Annotated in this window: 19 protein-coding genes; 8 read left to right on the forward strand and 11 right to left on the reverse strand. The window is 38.8% G+C overall.

Features of this window, described 5'->3' with window-relative positions:
• Positions 1 to 2: 2 nt before the first annotated feature.
• The 5 genes from KKC46_09750 to KKC46_09770 form a co-directional block, all read right to left on the reverse strand.
• Entirely contained in the window at positions 3 to 548 is a 546-nt protein-coding gene (locus KKC46_09750) for a 2-oxoacid:acceptor oxidoreductase family protein (GenBank protein MBU1054098.1), read from the reverse strand.
• A gap of 2 nt (positions 549 to 550) precedes the next feature.
• Positions 551 to 1,354, reverse strand: coding sequence for a 2-oxoacid:ferredoxin oxidoreductase subunit beta (locus tag KKC46_09755; GenBank protein ID MBU1054099.1), 804 nt, complete (start codon positions 1,352 to 1,354; stop codon positions 551 to 553).
• Between the two features lie 3 nt (positions 1,355 to 1,357).
• Positions 1,358 to 2,509 carry a 2-oxoacid:acceptor oxidoreductase subunit alpha gene (locus tag KKC46_09760; protein MBU1054100.1) on the reverse strand — a complete coding sequence of 384 codons (1,152 nt, stop codon included), beginning with the start codon at positions 2,507 to 2,509 and terminating at the stop codon, positions 1,358 to 1,360.
• 130 nt (positions 2,510 to 2,639) lie between these two features.
• The gene (locus KKC46_09765) at positions 2,640 to 2,843 is read right to left on the reverse strand and encodes a ferredoxin family protein (protein MBU1054101.1); all 204 of its coding nucleotides are present in this window, start codon (positions 2,841 to 2,843) and stop codon (positions 2,640 to 2,642) included.
• Between the two features lie 8 nt (positions 2,844 to 2,851).
• Positions 2,852 to 4,018: a radical SAM protein gene (locus KKC46_09770; GenBank protein MBU1054102.1), complete on the reverse strand. Its 1,167-nt coding sequence runs from the start codon at positions 4,016 to 4,018 to the stop codon at positions 2,852 to 2,854.
• A 330-nt stretch (positions 4,019 to 4,348) separates the two neighbouring features.
• On the opposite strand from KKC46_09770, the gene mltG reads away from it, so the two are divergent.
• From mltG to KKC46_09810, 8 genes are all read left to right on the forward strand, one after another.
• The gene (mltG, locus tag KKC46_09775; protein MBU1054103.1) at positions 4,349 to 5,377 is read left to right on the forward strand and encodes an endolytic transglycosylase MltG; all 1,029 of its coding nucleotides are present in this window, start codon (positions 4,349 to 4,351) and stop codon (positions 5,375 to 5,377) included.
• Between the two features lie 197 nt (positions 5,378 to 5,574).
• A complete protein-coding gene (locus KKC46_09780; protein MBU1054104.1) occupies positions 5,575 to 6,243 on the forward strand; it encodes a phosphatidylserine decarboxylase family protein in 669 nt (222 codons plus the stop codon).
• A complete protein-coding gene (locus KKC46_09785; GenBank protein ID MBU1054105.1) occupies positions 6,240 to 6,392 on the forward strand; it encodes a hypothetical protein in 153 nt (50 codons plus the stop codon). Before KKC46_09780 ends, KKC46_09785 begins: the two co-directional genes overlap by 4 nt.
• Before the next feature lie 89 nt (positions 6,393 to 6,481).
• Positions 6,482 to 7,549 carry a 3-isopropylmalate dehydrogenase gene (locus tag KKC46_09790; GenBank protein MBU1054106.1) on the forward strand — a complete coding sequence of 356 codons (1,068 nt, stop codon included), beginning with the start codon at positions 6,482 to 6,484 and terminating at the stop codon, positions 7,547 to 7,549.
• 90 nt (positions 7,550 to 7,639) lie between these two features.
• Positions 7,640 to 8,662 carry an aspartate-semialdehyde dehydrogenase gene (locus KKC46_09795; GenBank protein ID MBU1054107.1) on the forward strand — a complete coding sequence of 341 codons (1,023 nt, stop codon included), beginning with the start codon at positions 7,640 to 7,642 and terminating at the stop codon, positions 8,660 to 8,662.
• A 15-nt stretch (positions 8,663 to 8,677) separates the two neighbouring features.
• Positions 8,678 to 9,145 carry a transcription elongation factor GreA gene (gene greA, locus KKC46_09800; protein ID MBU1054108.1) on the forward strand — a complete coding sequence of 156 codons (468 nt, stop codon included), beginning with the start codon at positions 8,678 to 8,680 and terminating at the stop codon, positions 9,143 to 9,145.
• Positions 9,146 to 9,184: 39 nt separating this feature from the next.
• Positions 9,185 to 9,415, forward strand: coding sequence for a DNA-directed RNA polymerase subunit omega (gene rpoZ / locus KKC46_09805; GenBank protein MBU1054109.1), 231 nt, complete (start codon positions 9,185 to 9,187; stop codon positions 9,413 to 9,415).
• 79 nt (positions 9,416 to 9,494) lie between these two features.
• Positions 9,495 to 10,268 carry a GTP cyclohydrolase I FolE2 gene (locus KKC46_09810; GenBank protein MBU1054110.1) on the forward strand — a complete coding sequence of 258 codons (774 nt, stop codon included), beginning with the start codon at positions 9,495 to 9,497 and terminating at the stop codon, positions 10,266 to 10,268.
• 85 nt (positions 10,269 to 10,353) lie between these two features.
• On the opposite strand, the gene KKC46_09815 is transcribed toward KKC46_09810, so the two are convergent.
• From KKC46_09815 to KKC46_09840, 6 genes are all read right to left on the reverse strand, one after another.
• Positions 10,354 to 10,914 carry a YfiR family protein gene (locus KKC46_09815; GenBank protein ID MBU1054111.1) on the reverse strand — a complete coding sequence of 187 codons (561 nt, stop codon included), beginning with the start codon at positions 10,912 to 10,914 and terminating at the stop codon, positions 10,354 to 10,356.
• Between the two features lie 71 nt (positions 10,915 to 10,985).
• Positions 10,986 to 13,019, reverse strand: a complete 2,034-nt coding sequence (locus tag KKC46_09820) for a TonB-dependent receptor (GenBank protein ID MBU1054112.1) — start codon at positions 13,017 to 13,019, stop codon at positions 10,986 to 10,988.
• A 151-nt stretch (positions 13,020 to 13,170) separates the two neighbouring features.
• Positions 13,171 to 13,263 (reverse strand): YfiR family protein, encoded by a 93-nt coding sequence (locus KKC46_09825; protein MBU1054113.1) that lies wholly within the window; start codon positions 13,261 to 13,263, stop codon positions 13,171 to 13,173.
• Between the two features lie 81 nt (positions 13,264 to 13,344).
• Positions 13,345 to 15,348 carry a TonB-dependent receptor gene (locus KKC46_09830; GenBank protein ID MBU1054114.1) on the reverse strand — a complete coding sequence of 668 codons (2,004 nt, stop codon included), beginning with the start codon at positions 15,346 to 15,348 and terminating at the stop codon, positions 13,345 to 13,347.
• Positions 15,349 to 15,515: 167 nt separating this feature from the next.
• Positions 15,516 to 16,028 (reverse strand): YfiR family protein, encoded by a 513-nt coding sequence (locus tag KKC46_09835; GenBank protein ID MBU1054115.1) that lies wholly within the window; start codon positions 16,026 to 16,028, stop codon positions 15,516 to 15,518.
• Between the two features lie 108 nt (positions 16,029 to 16,136).
• Entirely contained in the window at positions 16,137 to 18,236 is a 2,100-nt protein-coding gene (locus KKC46_09840) for a TonB-dependent receptor (protein ID MBU1054116.1), read from the reverse strand.
• Positions 18,237 to 18,384 lie beyond the last annotated feature (148 nt).

Consider the following 18,384-nt stretch of genomic DNA (forward strand, 5'->3'; position numbering starts at 1 on the left):
TATTATTCCTTAAACGGCTCTCCAAGTTTTATCCCAAGTTCCAGAGCTTTTTTATTTATATCTATAAATCCCGCAGGCATTCTTGTTTCAAGTACTTTCATAATGGATTCGGGCCGAACAAAATCTATCATAGATATTACTGCTCCCAACATACAGATATTGTATACAACCGGTTTGCCTATATTGTCCATAACCGACTGATACATGGGAAGTTCTCTCTGGCGTGCAGCAACTCCGTTATGGGTTTTTACATAATGGGTATCGGTAACAAGAAAGCCACCGGGACGTATTATAGGTGAAAATTGGTTATATGCCTCCTGAGTAAGACAGACAAGAAGGTTGGGATTGTTTACTTTTGGAAAATTTATTTCTGAATCCGATATTAATACATCGGCTTTTGTTGCGCCTCCTCTTGCTGCTGCTCCGTATGATTGGGATTGTACTGCAACAAGGTTTTCATAAAGAACGGCTGCCTCTGCAATAATAATTGAAGCAGTAATTACTCCCTGGCCTCCCGAACCTGAAAAAACGATCCTGATTCTTTCCATAATTAATTGCCTTTCGTCGCTCTTTCGATGATTTTATCATACTCTGCGCAATATTCAGGCTTATCTTTTTCAACAAAAATGCCTGTCTCAATCAGATCAGGATTTTCTTTTTTTGCTTCTGAACCAATGGGCGTTGTCGTTTGCTTCATAAGTTCCATCATTTCATATGCATTGCCTTCCTTGTTTTTCCTGCCGTAGTAAGTAGGGCACTGGGAAAGGATTTCAACAACAGAAAAGCCTTTATGGGTGATCGCCTTTTTGATTAAATCGGTTAACTGCTTTATGTGGTATGTTGTTGAGCGGGCTACGAAAGTAGCGCCGACAGCCGTAGCTAAATCCACAACATCAAAGGGATGATCTATATTGGTATATGGCGCTGTTGAAGCAAGAGAGCCATAACCGGAAAGAGGAGAGAATTGTCCGCCTGTCATTCCGTAAACACGATTGTTCATAACTATGGCTGTAATATCTATGTTGCGGCGTGCTGCGTGAATGAAATGGTTTCCGCCTATTGCCAGTGCGTCGCCGTCTCCCATCGGGACAAGAAGATTCAATTCAGGTCTGCTCATTTTTATGCCTGTTGCAAATGCAAGCGCGCGTCCGTGCAGTGTGTGCATTGTGTGAAAATCAAGATAGCCGGATATCCTGGCGGAACATCCAATGCCTGATACCATAACAATATCGTTTTTGTTTATGCCGAGCTCTTCTACTGCTTTTATCAGGCCGTTTAAAATTATGCCGTGCCCGCATCCGGGACACCACATCTGTGGAAAAAACCTTTCTCTGATATAATCTTTAACTGGCATTATTTATACACCTTTGCCTCTGATCAGCCTCATTATATTCCTGATATCCGTGGGAGTTATGAGTTCACCGTCAATACGGTTTGCAAGAAATACCTTATCAGGATTGTCTACGGCTGTTTTTACCTGCTGTAGTACTTGCCCCATGTTCATTTCAACTACTATAACACAATGTGCTTCAGAACATTTTTGCCTTACAATTCCTGCGGGAAAAGGCCATAAAGTCTGAAGTTCAAGCAGACCGATACGTTCTCCCCGCGCTCTTCTGTTATTTACCACATGAAGCGCCGATCTGGCTGATGATCCGTAGGAGATAAAAATGGTTCTGGCATCATCAAGAAAGTATTCTTTATATCTTGCAATATTATAAACATTATTTTCTATCTTATCTACAAGATGGCGAAGAAGCCCATGAACAATTCCAGGGTCACTTGAAGGAAACCCCCACATGTCGTGAAAAAGCCCTGTAACATTGTATCTGTGAATGCCTCCGAAATAGGACATAGGAAGACGTCCGTCTTCTCTTGGCAGATAAGGATGAAAATCGACTCCTTTTTTTACAGAAGTCTTCAGTCTGTCAACAATATCAAGAGCGCCCTTTTCAGGCACTGTTAAACCTTCTCGCATATGCGCTGTAACTTCGTCAAAAAGAAGAATAACGGGCGTTCTGTATGTTTCGGCCATATTGAAAGCATCAACAGTAATGGAGAAAATATCCTGATGATTTGAAGCGGTAAGCACAATTATGGAATGTTCCCCGTGAGTTCCCCACCTTGACTGGTTAACATCGCCCTGGCTGACATGTGTAGGATTACCTGTTGAAGGACCGCCGCGCTGAACATTTACTATCACGCATGGAATTTCGGCCATGATCGCATAACCCAATGCTTCCTGCATGAGAGAAAAACCGGGGCCGCTTGTTGCGGTCATAACTTTATTCCCTGTTAAAGAGGCCCCTATAATTGCGCATATTGATGCGATTTCATCTTCCATCTGGAGAAATTTTCCGCCTGTTTGCGGAAGTCTTGCTGAAAGCAGTTCTGCGATTTCAGTTGAAGGCGTTATAGGATAGCCTGCAAAAAAACCAAGCCCGGCATATAACGCAGCTTCTACGCAAGCTTCATTTCCCTGAACAAATTTTATATTCTTCTCATTCATGTTATGGCCTTATTCAGTAACAACACATTTTGTTAGGTTCACAGTGCAGGATTCACGGTTGGTTGCCTTTAGATCTTCATTCTTACCTAACCTTGAACCGTGAACCTTGGAACCTTGGAACCTGAATTGTTTATTCAGTCTCAATTTCTATGGCAAGATCAGGACACCTTAATTCGCAAAGCTTGCAGGCAATACAATCCTTGGGACGTGCTGCAACCACTTTTTCATCCTTATCAATTTCAAGAACCTGTTTGGGGCAAAAATGCGCGCAAATTCCGCAGCCTTTGCACCAGCGCCTGTTTATCTTATGTTCTTTAAGTTTAGCTTTTGCCATATGTTTATTCACATCATTCTGCTAGTCAGTTCATCAATCTGTCTATCCGCATTTTCAGGATTTATTCCAAGGCTTATACGAGCATTGTCAACTCTCTCGAGCTTTTGCGGATTATTCATATCGCTTAACCGTGAGAAAATACCAAGCCTTCTTCCAATCCGGTAATTCAATTGCTCCTGTGGCGGCATATCAAGGAATGTACGAAGGACGTTCATAATTTTTTCTTTGTCCTGCGGAAGTTTTCCTTCAACATCTTCAAAAAGATTCAAGATATGATCGCTTACTATATTGCTTGTTATGTTATCAAGGTTTTCTATAAAAAGCAGAATCTCTTGTGCTGTAATAATATCATTGCCTTTTTCAAACCTTCCTGCCCGGTGATCATCATAAAGACCTGTGTTTTGAGGGATTGTAAGCGAGCGCAACCTTATAAAATCCGGATTTATCTGATTTAAGGCATCTGCGGTTTCAAGAGCATGTTCTTTTGATAAAGCAACACCACCAAGACCCGGCATAACATATTCGGAAAGTTCAAAGCCTGCTTTTTTCGCTTTTTGCCCTGCTTTTATATGGGTTTCTTTTGTAACTCCTTTTTTCACCATTTTAAGAACTTTGTCCGATCCTGATTCAAGCCCTATATGTATCCTGTTTAAACCTGCTTCTCTTATAGCCAGAAGATCATCATCGCTTATTCTTGCAACAGTATGGGACCTTGCATAAGATGTTATTCTTTCCGTCCATGGAAAGCATTTTTTCATATGCACAAGAATTTTAATAAGATCCGGTGGTTTAATTATAAGGCTGTTTGCATCCTGAAGAAATATTGATTTCATTCCTGCTGAAAGCCAGTAATATGCAGCATTGAAAGCTCTGCTCTCACCCGGCGCAACATTAATTTCGGAAGTACTTATTTCTTTCTTGCCTTTCTTGCGGGCGTCCTCTGCAAGATCAAGCAAATGTGTGACGTATTTATGTAAGGTATCAATATCTTTTATAACATGTTCAACAGGTCGGACAGAAAACTTTGATGCCTTATATACAGGACAAAAAGAACATCGGTTCCATGGGCAGTTTCTTGTTATGCGTATTAGAAGACTGTGTGCTTCACTAGGAGGGCGAATCGGCCCCTGTTCAAAGCCTTTGTATTCAGAATCCAAATTGTTATTTGATTTCATAAGTATATTCCTGATTGAAAAAATTGCAAAAATATTTTAAAGTATACAACATTTTAATTTGATGTGTATATATTACGAGCCATTTGGAGAATAATTGATTTTCCCAAAGTTTATGAGAAATAACAATTGCACAAAATTCTCATTAAAACCATAACATAAATTGCCATTTGTAAAAACCCCTATGTAATAAAATATATATAAGTTTAAATAGTATTTTATCAAGATTGAAAATGCAGGTTTGTTTTATTAAGGTATATTTTACAGGTAATTACAGTAATAAGAAATGCCGGATTATAGGCCGGTAACAATAAATATAAGTTTATATTTTTTATGGATTTGCATAAATCGAAAAAATTAAACAAATATACAAAAATATCATTGTTATTATTTGCTGTGTCTATAATAGCTGTGTTGCTTTTTGTATTTGATATAATAAATTATGCAAATAAACCTGCAGGTTCGGACAAATCTTTGAAATATGTTGTTGTAGAAAAAGGTCAGACTTTTATCAAAACCGCATATAGCCTTAAAGAATCCGGTATTATCAAAAATCCGAAAAAATTCATATTGTATGCCCTGCTGAAAAGATATGACAAAATAATAAAGTCAGGCGAATACTCCTTTTCATCTTCGATGTCGCCTGCTTTAATCCTTGATAAAATGGTGCAAGGGAAAACATATCTTCATAAAATCACTGTGCCTGAAGGGTATAATATGCAGCAGATTGAGGCTCTTATATCAGAAGCCGGTTTTGGGACAAAGGAATCATTTTTAACAATCTCATCAGATGCTTCATTTATACATGAAAAAAAAATAGAAGCTTTGTCATTTGAAGGGTATTTATATCCTGATACATATTTTTTCTCAAAAGGGGAATCTGTTAAAAATATCATTTCTACAATGGTTGATAGGTTTTGGTCCGTTTATTCATCAAAATTGGAAGCAAGAGCAAAAGAGATAGGATTTTCAACCCATGAAATTATCACGCTTGCGTCAATAATTGAAAAAGAGACGGCTGCTCCTGATGAGCGCCCATTGATTTCGGCTGTTTTTCACAACAGGCTTAAATTAGGTATGAGACTCGAAACAGATCCTACTGTAATATATGGGATTAATAATTTTAAGGGAAATATTACACGCAAACATCTTTCGGCAAAAACTCCATATAATACTTATGTAATAAGGGGGCTTCCGCCAGGCCCGATTGCAAGTCCGGGGTATGAATCTATTGAAGCTGCACTTTATCCGGCTAATATACCTTATCTTTTTTTTGTTTCAAAAAATGACGGCACACATTATTTTTCAGCTAAATTTAATGAACATAATAATGCTGTCAGGAAATACCAGCTGCGAAAATAAGTTATATTTGACAGCATACGATTTATTTTGGTATAAGGGCTTTAAAAACAAATTTGTATGTATAAACTGAGATTGCGCTCGTAATATATTGGCATTTTAATAATTAGCCGATAAAAATATTTGCAGCGGGCTAGGCAATCTCTTTATATTTTGATGAGAAGCAGTTTTACATACCATATATATATTATATATAATTGATGAACGATAAAAAAGCTGACCCTGATAAAAGATCCGCAATTCCTATTGCAGCGCCTGGTTATTATTTTATACTTGCAGCAGGTTTTGCAACTGTTGTTTTTGCGTTTGCTGGAACTAGTATACTTGCGAGTGTATGTTTTGCGGTTACTCTTTTTATTTGCTGGTTTTTCCGTGATCCGGAAAGAGTTGTGCCTATGGATCAAGGAGCCGTTGTATCTCCTGCTGACGGAAAAGTAATTATTGTTGAGCGTTTAAAGGAAAATCCTTTTACCAAGGAAGATTGCATTAAAATAAGCATATTCATGAATGTATTTAATGTCCATGTTAACCGTATTCCACATGAAGGAAAGGTTACAAACATTAGCTACTTTCCGGGAAAGTTCTTTAATGCAAGTTTTGATAAGGCTTCAAAAGAAAATGAGCGTAATGCGGTTTTAATTGAAACGGCAAGTGGTAAAAAAATCTGTGCAGTACAAATAGCCGGGCTTATTGCAAGGAGAATTATTTGCCGGTTAAAGCATGGAGATGTTGTAAAAAGAGGTGAACGTTTCGGCATGATTTGCTTCGGATCGCGTCTTGATGTTTATATGCCTGCCGATTCAAAAATTAGTGTAGCTGTTGGAAATAAAATAAAAGCGGGGTCAGGTATTTTAGGATATCTGGCATGAAAAAGATAATGCGTTTGAGCCAGTTTCAAAACGCCCCATTTTGGCCGATCTCTGCGTTGGGCTCAAATTTCAATCCTCGAAATACTCAATGTATTCCTGTGGTTGAAATTTTCTCCCGCCTTGAGCTTGACCAAACTGAAACGTTTTGAAAGTGGCTCAGTTTGGAAAATATACAATTTAATTATTGCTAACGCCGGTTTTTTTAGGCTTTTAGCAAAATATTTATTGCGGTGAAAAGATGACAAAGGAATACAAGATAGCTGTTATACCCGGCGACGGCACCGGGCCTGAAGTTGTTGCCGAAGGGATCAAGGTATTGGATGCAGTTTCCGAAAAGTGCGGGTTTAAACTTTCCTATCATAATTATAATTTAGGTGGAGAGCATTATCTGGCTACGGGAGAACTACTTACAGAAACTGTTATTGAATCTTTGCTCACTAACGACGCTATGTATCTTGGCGCAATCGGCCATCCTGGCGTTAAACCCGGAATCCTTGAGAAGGGGATACTGTTAAATTTAAGATTTCGTTGTGATCAATATATAAACTTAAGACCTGTAAGGCTTTATGAAGGAGTTGAAACTCCTGTTAAAAACAAGGGTCCGGAAGATATAGATTTTGTAGTTGTTCGTGAAAATACTGAGGGGCTTTACACAGGAGCAGGCGGTTTTCTTAAAAAGGATACACCTGATGAAGTTGCTATTCAGGAATCGATCAATACCCGTAAAGGTGTTGAACGATGTGTGCGTTTTGCATTTGAGTACTGCCGTAAAAGAAACAAAGAGAAAAAACTCACTCTTTGCGGCAAGACTAATGTTTTGACCTATGCTTTTGATCTTTGGGAGCGCACCTTTAATGAGGTTGCGAAGGAATATCCTGATATCAAAACCGATTATGCCAATGTTGATGCAATCTGTATGTGGATGGTAAAAAATCCGGAATGGTTTGATGTCATTGTTACAGACAATATGTTTGGAGATATAATTACCGATCTTGGCGCCATGATTCAGGGTGGTATGGGTATAGCCGCAGGTGCCAATATTAATCCTGAAGGAGTATCAATGTTTGAGCCAATAGGTGGTTCTGCTCCAAAATATACCGGCAAACAGATTATAAATCCGATAGCAGCAATTTCGGCAGCTCAAGTTATGCTTGAGACATTAGGAGAAGAACAGGCTGCCGTTATGATTGAAAATGCAGTTAAAAATGTTCTTCGCAATGACATAATAGATGTAGCTGCCGGTAAAATGGGTTATACCACAAGTGGAGTTGGCGATCTGATAAAAGGTTATATTGTAAACGGTTAACGTCTTTACGGTTCCGGGTTCACAGTTGGCTATTGGTGGTTTACAATAACTGTGAACCATGAACCTTGAACCATGATTAAGGAAAGAACAATGTCTGAAAAAAAATTTAATATTGCGGTAGCCGGGGCAACGGGTGCTGTGGGCAATCAGATGATACAATGCCTTGAAGAGAGGAATTTTCCGGTAAAGTCCATTAAACTTTTAGCTTCAAGCCGTTCGGTTGGGCGGATGCTTAAGTTTAAGGGCGATGCCGTACCTGTGGAAGAACTTACAGAAAACTCTTTTAAAGGCATGGATATTGCTTTGTTTTCAGCTGGCGGAGGAACAAGCCTTAAATTTTCGCCGATTGCGGCAAATAGCGGATGTGTAGTAGTTGATAATTCCAGTGCATGGCGGATGGATGTCGATGTTCCGCTTGTGGTTCCGGAAGTCAACCCCCATGCCATTGCCGGTTATAAAAAGAAGGGGATTATTGCAAACCCGAACTGTTCTACAATTCAAATGGTCGTTGCTTTAAACCCTATACAGAAAAAATGCGGAATCAAAAGAATTGTTGTCTCAACATATCAGGCGGTTTCAGGTACCGGGAAAAAGGCGATAGATGAACTTTTTGATCAGACAAGGGCCATGATAAACTGTATTGATTATAAGAAGAATGTTTATCCGCACAGAATAGCTTTTAATTGTCTTCCTCATATAGATGTGTTTCTTGATAACGGCTACACCAAAGAAGAAATGAAAATGTTAAATGAGACCAGAAAGATAATGGAAGACGATACTATCGGAGTAACAGCTACAACTGTAAGGGTGCCTGTCTTTTTCAGTCATGCCGAGTCCGTTAATATTGAGACAAAAGCATTTATTTCTGCCAGTGAGGTTAAAGCATTGCTTGAAAAAGCCCCAGGGATTAAGCTGGTTGATGATGTCAAGAATAATGTTTATCCTCTTCAGATAGATGCAGCCGGTCAGGATCTGACGATGGTAGGGCGCATCAGGCAGGACGAGTCGATACCAAACGGGATAAATATTTGGATTGTTGCGGATAACATCCGAAAGGGAGCCGCAACCAATGCCGTTCAGATTGCAGAAATTCTGGCGGATAAGTATTTATAATACAGGAGTGTAAAGTTGGAACGAATACCCATTACAACAAGAGGCTATGAAACTCTTAAAAAAGAACTAGAACATTTAAAAAAAGTTGAAAGGCCTGGCAACATAAAAGCTATTGAGGAAGCAAGAGCACACGGTGATCTTTCTGAAAATGCCGAGTTTGCGGCTGCCAAGGATCGGCAGGCATTTCTTGAATGCCGGATAGGCGAGCTTAGTTATAAACTTGGAAATGCAGATGTAATTGATCCGGACTCATTGCCGAAAGATAAGGCTGTTTTTGGTTGCAATGTTGTTCTTGAAAATATAGATACGAGTGAAAGTATAGAATATCAGCTTGTAGGTCCCGATGAATCTGACATTGAAAAAGGACGAATATCGGTTTCTTCTCCTCTTGGAATGGCCATTATAGGTAAAAAACCGGGGGAAGAGATAGTGCTCCAGGCTCCCGGTGGTAAGAGGTTTTATGAACTGGTTGAAATATTATAATTTTATTCATAAAAGAGTGTCGCAGACGGAGGTTGGATTTTGGCAAGAATAACAATTGAAGATTGTATGAAAAGAGTACCTAACCGTTTTATACTTGTAAACATGGTTGCAAAAAGGGTCAGGCAGATTCGGGAAGGTTCCGAATATCTTGTCAGCGCACCAAAAAACGAAGATATCGTTATAGCGCTTAGGGAAATTGCCGCAGGTAAAATTGTTCTTAAACAAGAAGATATTAAAGTTGAAAACAGCAATATTGACGACAAAGAATAATTGCTATTGTCTGACAATCAATGGTTCAAGGGCTTAGTTGATTTTGTTGCTTGCCGGTTAAAGAGGCGGCGTATTTTAAATGAAAGATGTACAGGGTCAGAGAGATTACAGAAATATATCGATCAATAAGGTTGGTATAAAAAATATTCGTTACCCAATTACTGTTCTTGACAGGCAAAACAGGGTTCAGAATACCGTTGCTACGATCAACATGTACGTTGATTTGCCCCATAAATATAAGGGGACACACATGAGCCGTTTTGTGGAACTCCTTCATCTATTCCTGCATGACGAAGTGTCATTAAAAAAAATTGCGACCATATTAAATCAGATGAAAAAACATCTGAATGCAGAATCAGCACATCTCGAAGTCACTTTTCCTTATTTCATAGAAAAAAAAGCCCCGGTAAGCAATGCTCCAGGCCTTATGGATTATACCTGCCGTATTATAGGATCAAGTGATCCCAGTGATAAAATCGATATCGTATCTGAAGTTATTGTTCCAATATCATCTGTTTGCCCCTGTTCTAAGGAAATAAGCGAAATCGGAGCACACAACCAAAGGGGAGAAGTGAGGCTTTCTACAAGGTTTAAAAAATTTATCTGGATGGAAGATATGATAGAGCTTGTTGAAAGTTCAGCTTCCTGTGATGTTTTTTCTGTCTTAAAACGGGTAGATGAGAAAAGTGTAACGGAAAGGGCTTTTTCCAATCCAAAGTTTGTTGAAGATATTGTGCGTGATGTTGCCGCAAAAATCAAAAAAGATGATAACATAACCTGGTTTTCCGTAAGTGCTGAAAACTTTGAATCCATTCATAATCATAATGCTTATGCGCATATTTCAAGTGATTAGAAAATCAATTATTAACTTTAATCCCACTTTTAATACAATAATGGTAAACCGGTAGTTATGTTTAGCTGAAGGAATGAAAACCTTCTCATTTTATAATTCTTCTTGCAAGTGCCAAAAGGTCCGACCTGATTTTCAGATTAGATTTTTCGGCTGTTTTTAAGTTAACATCAAAACGAATTTTATTTTCTATCCTTACAAATCCTATGCTTCCACCCTTATCCACAAAATTATTCATATCGCTGATAGTAAGTATTTCTTTGTTTTTTACTGCATTTAAAATGCTGATAAGATTATTTTTCTCTGAAGCGCTTATGAAAACAACCTGACATCCTTTTATGTCTTGAATATCCGACAGTGTTCTGACAAGCATTTTTCTGCCCTTTATGAGTTTTCCTTCAATAGCTAAAAGTTCTTCGGTTATAGGGTCATTGCCCAGTACGCCTATTAAAAACGGTTGGGATGATATGCCTTTACTATATGTGGTGGACCAATCGACAAATTTGGCGAAGTTATAAATAAATGCCGCCTTTAGTTTGGGTTCCATTTTTGATGATTCTGATCCATAGCTTCCTGATATCGCAATTGATACGGATATCATCAGAACCAGGATAACCCAAAGAATATATTTTATTGCCTTATTAGCCATATTATGAGTTGTAATGTCTTATAATATTAAAATTGGTTATGCAAAATCATTAAAATACCATACGGATACTGCTAAAAACGCCAGGTTACCTTTAAATAAAATGTACGTTCCACTTCTGTTCTATCTAAGTTTAGAAGTTCTTCCTGAAATTCAGGATGTTGGTTGTCAAAAATATTCTGCCCTACAAGAGATAATTCAATGTTTTGAGTTGGCTTCCATCCTAAGCGAACATCCATTGTGCAGTATCCGTCAATATTTATGAACGGAAGATCGTCAACATAACGAAGCCACATATCAAACTCCATATCCTTTGGTAGATCCATAGAAGATCTTAAGGAGAATTGATGTCTTGGAGCTGCAGTTTCATAAGTTAAACTATTAGAGGTATCCTGAGTTCCCGACAGGTTCATATGTAAAAAAGAGTAAGCTGGTTTAATTTTCCACCATAAAACCGGATTCCATTCGGCAGATACTTCTATGCCGTATGTATGTCCATGAATATCGTTAGTCATTGTGGCAGGTAACACCATGTGAGGCGGAAGAGGTGAAAGCTCTGTAAATGTAGAGGTATAATCAATTGCAGTTTCCCTGAGGTCTTTATATTTATTATAAAAAGCAGTAATATCCATTGAAATTGATTCGCTTATATTATTGCGATAGCCGATTTCATAGGCATAGAGGATTTCAGATTTATAATCATCGTTGGGAATATTAGATATAACCATGGGAATGCCTGATGTGTTTGGAGGATAGCCAGGGGGAATCATAAGAATATTCAAACGGGCATCATATTCAGCTCTTGAAGGTGTTCTCACAGCCCTTGAAAATGATGCCCAAATGGAGTTTTGTTTATCAGGGGTCCAGAGTGCCCGGATATTGGGCTGGAATTCAAAACCACTATAATCGTTGTATTCAAACTTTGCGCCAAGGGTCAACCTGAGATGATCTTCCACTATTGTGATATCATCTTGCACAAATGTGCTTAATAGGTCATCGGTACGGCTTTTAGGATAAACAGATATCATATATGAAGATTTTATATTATCGCTTGTAATCCGGTAACCTATGCCCCATATAAGTTCGTGTTTTTCCCAGGGGGAAAACCTGTGTTGAAAATCAAAATCATATGTGTCTCTTGTTTCACTAATCACTGTTTGATGTATTCTTGTTCTGTCATAATACAGTTGCAACGACATATCCGATTTGCCTGAAAACAAATGGTTCCACCTATAAAGAAAGTTTACTCCATCGGTTTTAGTCTCTTCATCAACAGGAAATGAATAGGGTGCAGTCAAAGATGGAAAAGAGTAAGACTGGCTTTCATCAGCATGGTAGTGATTTCCCTGAAACATTACAGAATCCGTGGCTGTCGGGTTCCAATCCGTTCGAAATCCTAATGTATAAATATCCCAGTCATCTTTGGCATCACGACCCGATGAAACTTTTGATTCATCTCTGTCAAAATATTTACTAAAGAACCTGTAGGAAGCCTTTTCGTTAATTGAATCACCATATCGAAAAGTTCCGAAACCTCTTTCTTCCTTTCCGGCTCCGGTGCTGACAAGCCCGCCTTTAGTATCATGGGCGCTCTTTGTGATGATGTTAATAACTCCGTTTACGGCATTTGCTCCCCATAAAGCTGCACCGGGTCCTCGGATTACTTCTATTCTGTCAATATCTTCCAAAGGAGTATCCTGAACATCCCAGAAAACTCCGGAAAAAAGTGGTGTGTAAACAGTACGACCATCCATTAATACAAGAAGCTTATTGGCATAATGCCCGTTAAAGCCACGCGATGATATTGCCCACTTGTTTGCATCAATCCGGGCCACCTGTAATCCCGGAACCATGCGCAGGGTTTCGGCAATAGAGGTTACCCCGGAGCGCCTGATATCTTCCTGTGTGATAACAAAAGCGGCAGCGGCAGTATTTGCAAGTTTCTGGCTCTTTCTGGCACCCGTGGTAATTTCTATTTCCATCAGGTCCTGGATGCTTAGCTCGGTCAGGTCGGCGGAGGATATTTTTCCCGCATAGCATGTATCGACCATTACCGTGCAGGTAAACAAGGCTGAAGCAATACATAGCAGAACAAAGTTGAATTTCATAATCGGGTAAATTTTTGCATTTGCCCCCGTCTTCCTCATGCGAAGAATATTTTTTAACATAACGCACCTTTTTGGTTAAAAATAATAAATTTAAGATAGAATTGAGCTGATTATGATTCTATTTAAATTTTGATAACTTTTTACTATCTCCTCAATTTATAATTCTTCTTGCAAGCGACAAAAGATCCGATCTGATTTTCAGATTAGATTTTTCGGCTGTTATTAAGTTAATATCAAAACATATTTTATATGTCTTGAGCCACTTTCAAAACGTTTCAGTTTAGTCAAGCTCAAGGCTGGAGAAAAATTCAACCGCTTTAAACTATCAAAAATGCCAGGTTGCCTTTATGTAGAATGCGCGTTCCACCTCATATGTTGCATAGTTTAAGTAGTCTTCTTTAAATTCCTGGTGCTGACTGTCAAAAATATTTTGCCCCACAAGAGATATTTCAAAATTTTCAGCAGGCTTCCATCCCAGACGGGCATCAACCATACTATAGCTATTAACGTCTGAATCCGAAAGATCGTCTACATAACGAAGCCAAAGGTCAAGCTCAAGATTCATGGGAAGATCCATGTTGGATTGAAAAGAGAATTGATGCCTTGGTGCTTCGCCGGAAGAGTCTTCCGTGGGTTCCGACAGGTTTACATGTAAAAAGGAATAAGCCGGTTTGATTTTCCACCATGAAAGAGGTTTTAATTCAGCAAATGCTTCTATGCCATATGTGTGTCCTTCATTATCGTTAGAAATTGCAATGGGCAATACAATATGAGGTACACTGGAATTGAGCTCAGAAAACGGGGTATTATAATTATGTGATCTAAGATCTTTATATCTGTTGTAGAATGCTGCAATATCGATTGAAGCTGATTTGCTTATCTCATTGCGATATCCCATCTCATAGGCATAAAGGCTCTCCGGCTTGAAATCTCCAGTGGCAATATTTGAAATAACCATGGGAAGACCGGATGGATTTTGAGGAGTACCGGGTGGAATTACGAAGAGATTAGTATGCACATCATTTTCTATTCTTGAAGGGGTTCTTACCGCCCTTGAAAATGATGCCCATATGGAGTTGTGTTTGTCCGGAGTCCAGAGTGTCCGGATATTGGGTTGGAATTCAAAGCCGCTGTAATCATTGTGTTCAAACTTTGCGCCAAGAGTCAGTCTCAGATGATCTTGCACTATTGTAATATCATCTTGAACAAATGCGCTTAAAATGTCATCAGTGCGGTTTTCAGGGTCAACTATTACAATGGGGGAGGAATTTGTTTCAAAGCTTATAAGCCGGTACCCGATACCCCATATAATTTCATGTTTCTCCCGAGGAGAAAACCGGTGTTGAAAATCCAGATCGTAAGTATCTGTTGTGTTACTGAGTGCTGTCTGTTCTATTCTCGCTCTGTCGTAATATATCTGTAGCTTCATATCCGATGTGTTTGATATAAACCGTTCCCAGCTGGCCAGAAAGTTTACGCCATCGGATTTGGCATCTTCATTAAAAGTTTGCGAATATGGTGGGGATATATCAGGAAAAGTCATTGTTTGTCCATCGTCCGAACGATAGTGGTTTCCTTCAAACAAAACAGAATCCGTTGCCGTTGGAGTCCAATCTGTTTTAAATCCAATTGTATAAATATCCCAGTCATCTGCAGCGTCGCGTCCCGATGTTAATTTGGATTCATCTCTGTCTGCATATTTACCAAAGATACGGTAGCAAGCATTTTCTCCAAGTGAATCACCGAAGCGAAAATTTCCGAATCCTCTTTCTTCCTTTCCGGCTCCGGCGCTTACAAGTCCACCCTTTGTATCATAGGTGCTTTTTGTGATGATATTTATAACACCGTTTACCGCATTTGCTCCCCACAAAGCAGCACCTGGTCCACGGATTACTTCTATTCTGTCGATATCTTCAAGAACTGTATCCTGAATATTCCAGAAAACACCGGAATAAAGAGGAGAATAAACCGAACGCCCATCCATTAATACAAGCAGCTTATTTGCATATCGGCTATTGAATCCACGCGATGATATGGCCCACTTGTTTGCATCAATTTTGGCAACCTGTAATCCCGGAACCATACGAAGAGCATCGGCAATAGAGGTTACACCGGAGCGCCTGATATCTTCCTGTGTGATAACAAAAGCGGCTGCGGCGGTATTTGCTAATGTCTGGCTTTTTCTTGCGCCCGTAGTAATTTCGATTTCCATCAGATCCCGGATACTCAGTTCTGTGAGGTCGCCTGAAGATATTTCATCCGCATGACATGTACCGACCAATGCTGTGCATGGAAACAAGGCTGAAGCAATACATAGCAGGATAAAGATTAATTTCATAATCAGGAAAATATTTAAATATTTTCCTGATTTTCTCAGAAGAAGGCAACTTTTTAACATAACTCATCCTTTTCGATTCAAATAATAAATGTCATAAATATTGAACTCCTCTATTTATGAGTGTATATATATACATTCGATAGCTTTTTATAAGTTATTCAATTTATAATTCTTCTTGCAAGTGCCAAAAGGTCCGACCTGATTTTCAGATTGGATTTTTCGGCTGTTTTTAAGTTAATATCAAAACGTATTTTATTTTCTATCCTTACAAATCCTATGTTTCCTCCGTTACCCACAAAATTATTCATATCGCTTACAGTAAGTATTTCTTTGTTTTTTACTGCATTTAAAATGCTGATAAGATTATTTTTCTCTGAAGCGCTTATAAAAACAACCTGGCAGTTATTAATTTCTTTAATGTTTGACAATAATCTTACAGCCAGTTTTCTGCCCTTTATGATTTTTCCTTCAATAGCTAAAAGTTCTTCAATAATTGGATTACTGCCAAGTACGCCTATTACAAACGATTGGGATGAGGTATCTTTACTTTCTGTGGCAGGCCAGTCGACAAATTTGGCAAAATTATAAATAAATGCCGCCTTTAGTTTGGATTCCGTATTTAAAGATTCCGATGCATAACTCAATGACGAAGAAATCGATACGGATATCATAAGGATAAGGATTACCCATAGGATATATTTTGAAACCTGATTAGTTGTAAATACCTTATAATATTTAATTTGATTATGTATAATCATTTAAGTATGATATTTATGCTGTTAAAAATGCCATGTTATCTTAAAATAAATTGTACGTTCCACCTCGGTAGAAACTAAATTTAAAACCGAGTCATTAAACTCCTTGTGCTGGTTGTCAAAAATATTCTGTCCTGCAAGAGATAATTCAAGGTTTTGAGTAGGCTTCCACCCTAAGCGGGCATCCACCATGCAATATCCATCAATATTTATAACCGGCAGATCGTCAACAGTACGTAGCCACAGGTCAAGCTCCAGATTCATGGGAAGGTCCATGTTGGACATCAAAGATAGCTGATGTCTTGGTGCCGCCTTATCAAGTGGTTTAATAGAAAAGTAACTTGGAGATTTTGTAATGTTAATATGCAAAAAGGAATAAGCCGGTTTGATTTTCCACCATGCAATTGGTTGCCATTGCCCATATACTTCTATGCCATAAGTATGTCCATGAGCATCGTTGTCAAGCAATATGGGTGCTACAAGATGAGACGGAAGAGGATCAGATTCAAAAAATACAGCCGTAAAATCCAAATTGGTTGATCTAAGATTATTATATTTATTATAGAAAGCGGTGATATCCATTGAAATTGAGTCACTTATCTGATTTCGGTAGCCTATTTCATAGGCATATAGGATCTCGGATTTAAGATTATCATTGGGAATATTTTGTATAAGAATGGGGAGCCCTGATGAGTTTGGAGGAATGCCGGGAGGCAGTACAGAAAAATTAGCTTTTCCATTACTTTCGGCTCTTGAAGGGGTTCTTGTTGCCCTTGAAAAGGACGCCCATATAGAGTTTTGTTTATCAGGTGTCCATAGTGCACGTATATTAGGCTGGAATTCAAAACCTGTATAGTCATTGTATTCAAATTTTGCACCAATGGTTAACCTCAGATAATCTTCAAATATTTTTATATCATCCTGTACAAACGCACTTAAAAGATCATCGGTGCGACTGTTCGGATCAATAGATACATTGCTGGAAGGCTTTATATTATCTTTTGTAAGACGGTATCCGAGCCCCCATATAGTCTCATGATCTTTTAATGGGGAAAACCGGTGTTGAAAATCCAAATCGTATGTATCTCTTGTTTCGCCAACTATAGACAGATTTTGTTTTGTTCTGTCATAATATAATTGAAGAATCATGTCCGATGTGTTCGATAAAATACTTTGCCATCTTACAAGAAAGTTTATGCCTTCGTTGTTATTATCTTCTACTAAAGTTGTTGAATAGGGCGGTGTCAAGCTTGAGACAGTTGTTGCCGAGCCGCTATCCGTACTGGAATTATTTGCCTGAAACATCACAGAATCAGTTGCTGTCGGATTCCAGTCAGTTCGAAATCCTAAAGTATAAATATCCCAGTCATCTGAGGCATCACGTCCCGATGAATATCTGAATTCATCTCTGTCGGCATATTTGCCAAAGATGCGGTAGTATGCATTTCTACCAAGCGTATCGCCGAAACGAAAACTACCAAACCCTCTTTCCTCTTTTCCGGCTCCCACGCTTATAAGCCCGCCAGTTGTATCTTTGGCGTTTTTGGTGATTATATTTATAACTCCGTTTACGGCATTCGCACCCCATAGAGCTGCGCCGGGCCCTCGTATTACTTCTATTCTGTCAATATCATCAAGAAGGGTGTCCTGGATATCCCAGAATGCAGAAGTGTATAGAGGAGAGTAAAGTGTGCGTCCATCCATAAGCACAAGCAGCTTATTGGAAAGTCGGCTGTTGAATCCGCGAGATGATATGGCCCACTTGTTTGCATCGATCCGGGCAACCTGCAATCCGGGAACCATGCGCAAAGCTTCAGGAATACTGGTTACCCCGGAGCGTCTGATATCTTCCTGCGTAATTACAAAAGCGGCAGCAGCAGTATTTGCAAGTGTCTGACTTTTTTTGGAACCTGTGGTAATTTCAATCTCAATTTCCATTAACTCCCGGATGCTTAATTCTGCAAGATCATCGGTGGATATTGTTTCAGCATAGCACGCACCTATCCACACCGTACCAGGCAAAAAAGTTAAAGATATAAATAACAAAATCCCGATAAATTTAAGAAGCAAGGTACTTTTTGTATCTTTTGCTGTCTTTTTTATAAGCAGGCTATTATTTTGCATAATACACTCTTGAGCCAGTTTCAAAACGCCCCATTTTGGCCGATCTCTGCGTTGGGCTCAAATTTCAATCCTCGAAATACTAAATGTATTCCTGTGGTTGAAATTTTCGCCCGCCTTGAGCTTGACCAAACTGAAACGTTTTGAAAGT

The organism is Pseudomonadota bacterium, from assembly GCA_018817425.1.
Classification (GTDB): domain Bacteria; phylum Desulfobacterota; class Desulfobacteria; order Desulfobacterales; family RPRI01; genus RPRI01.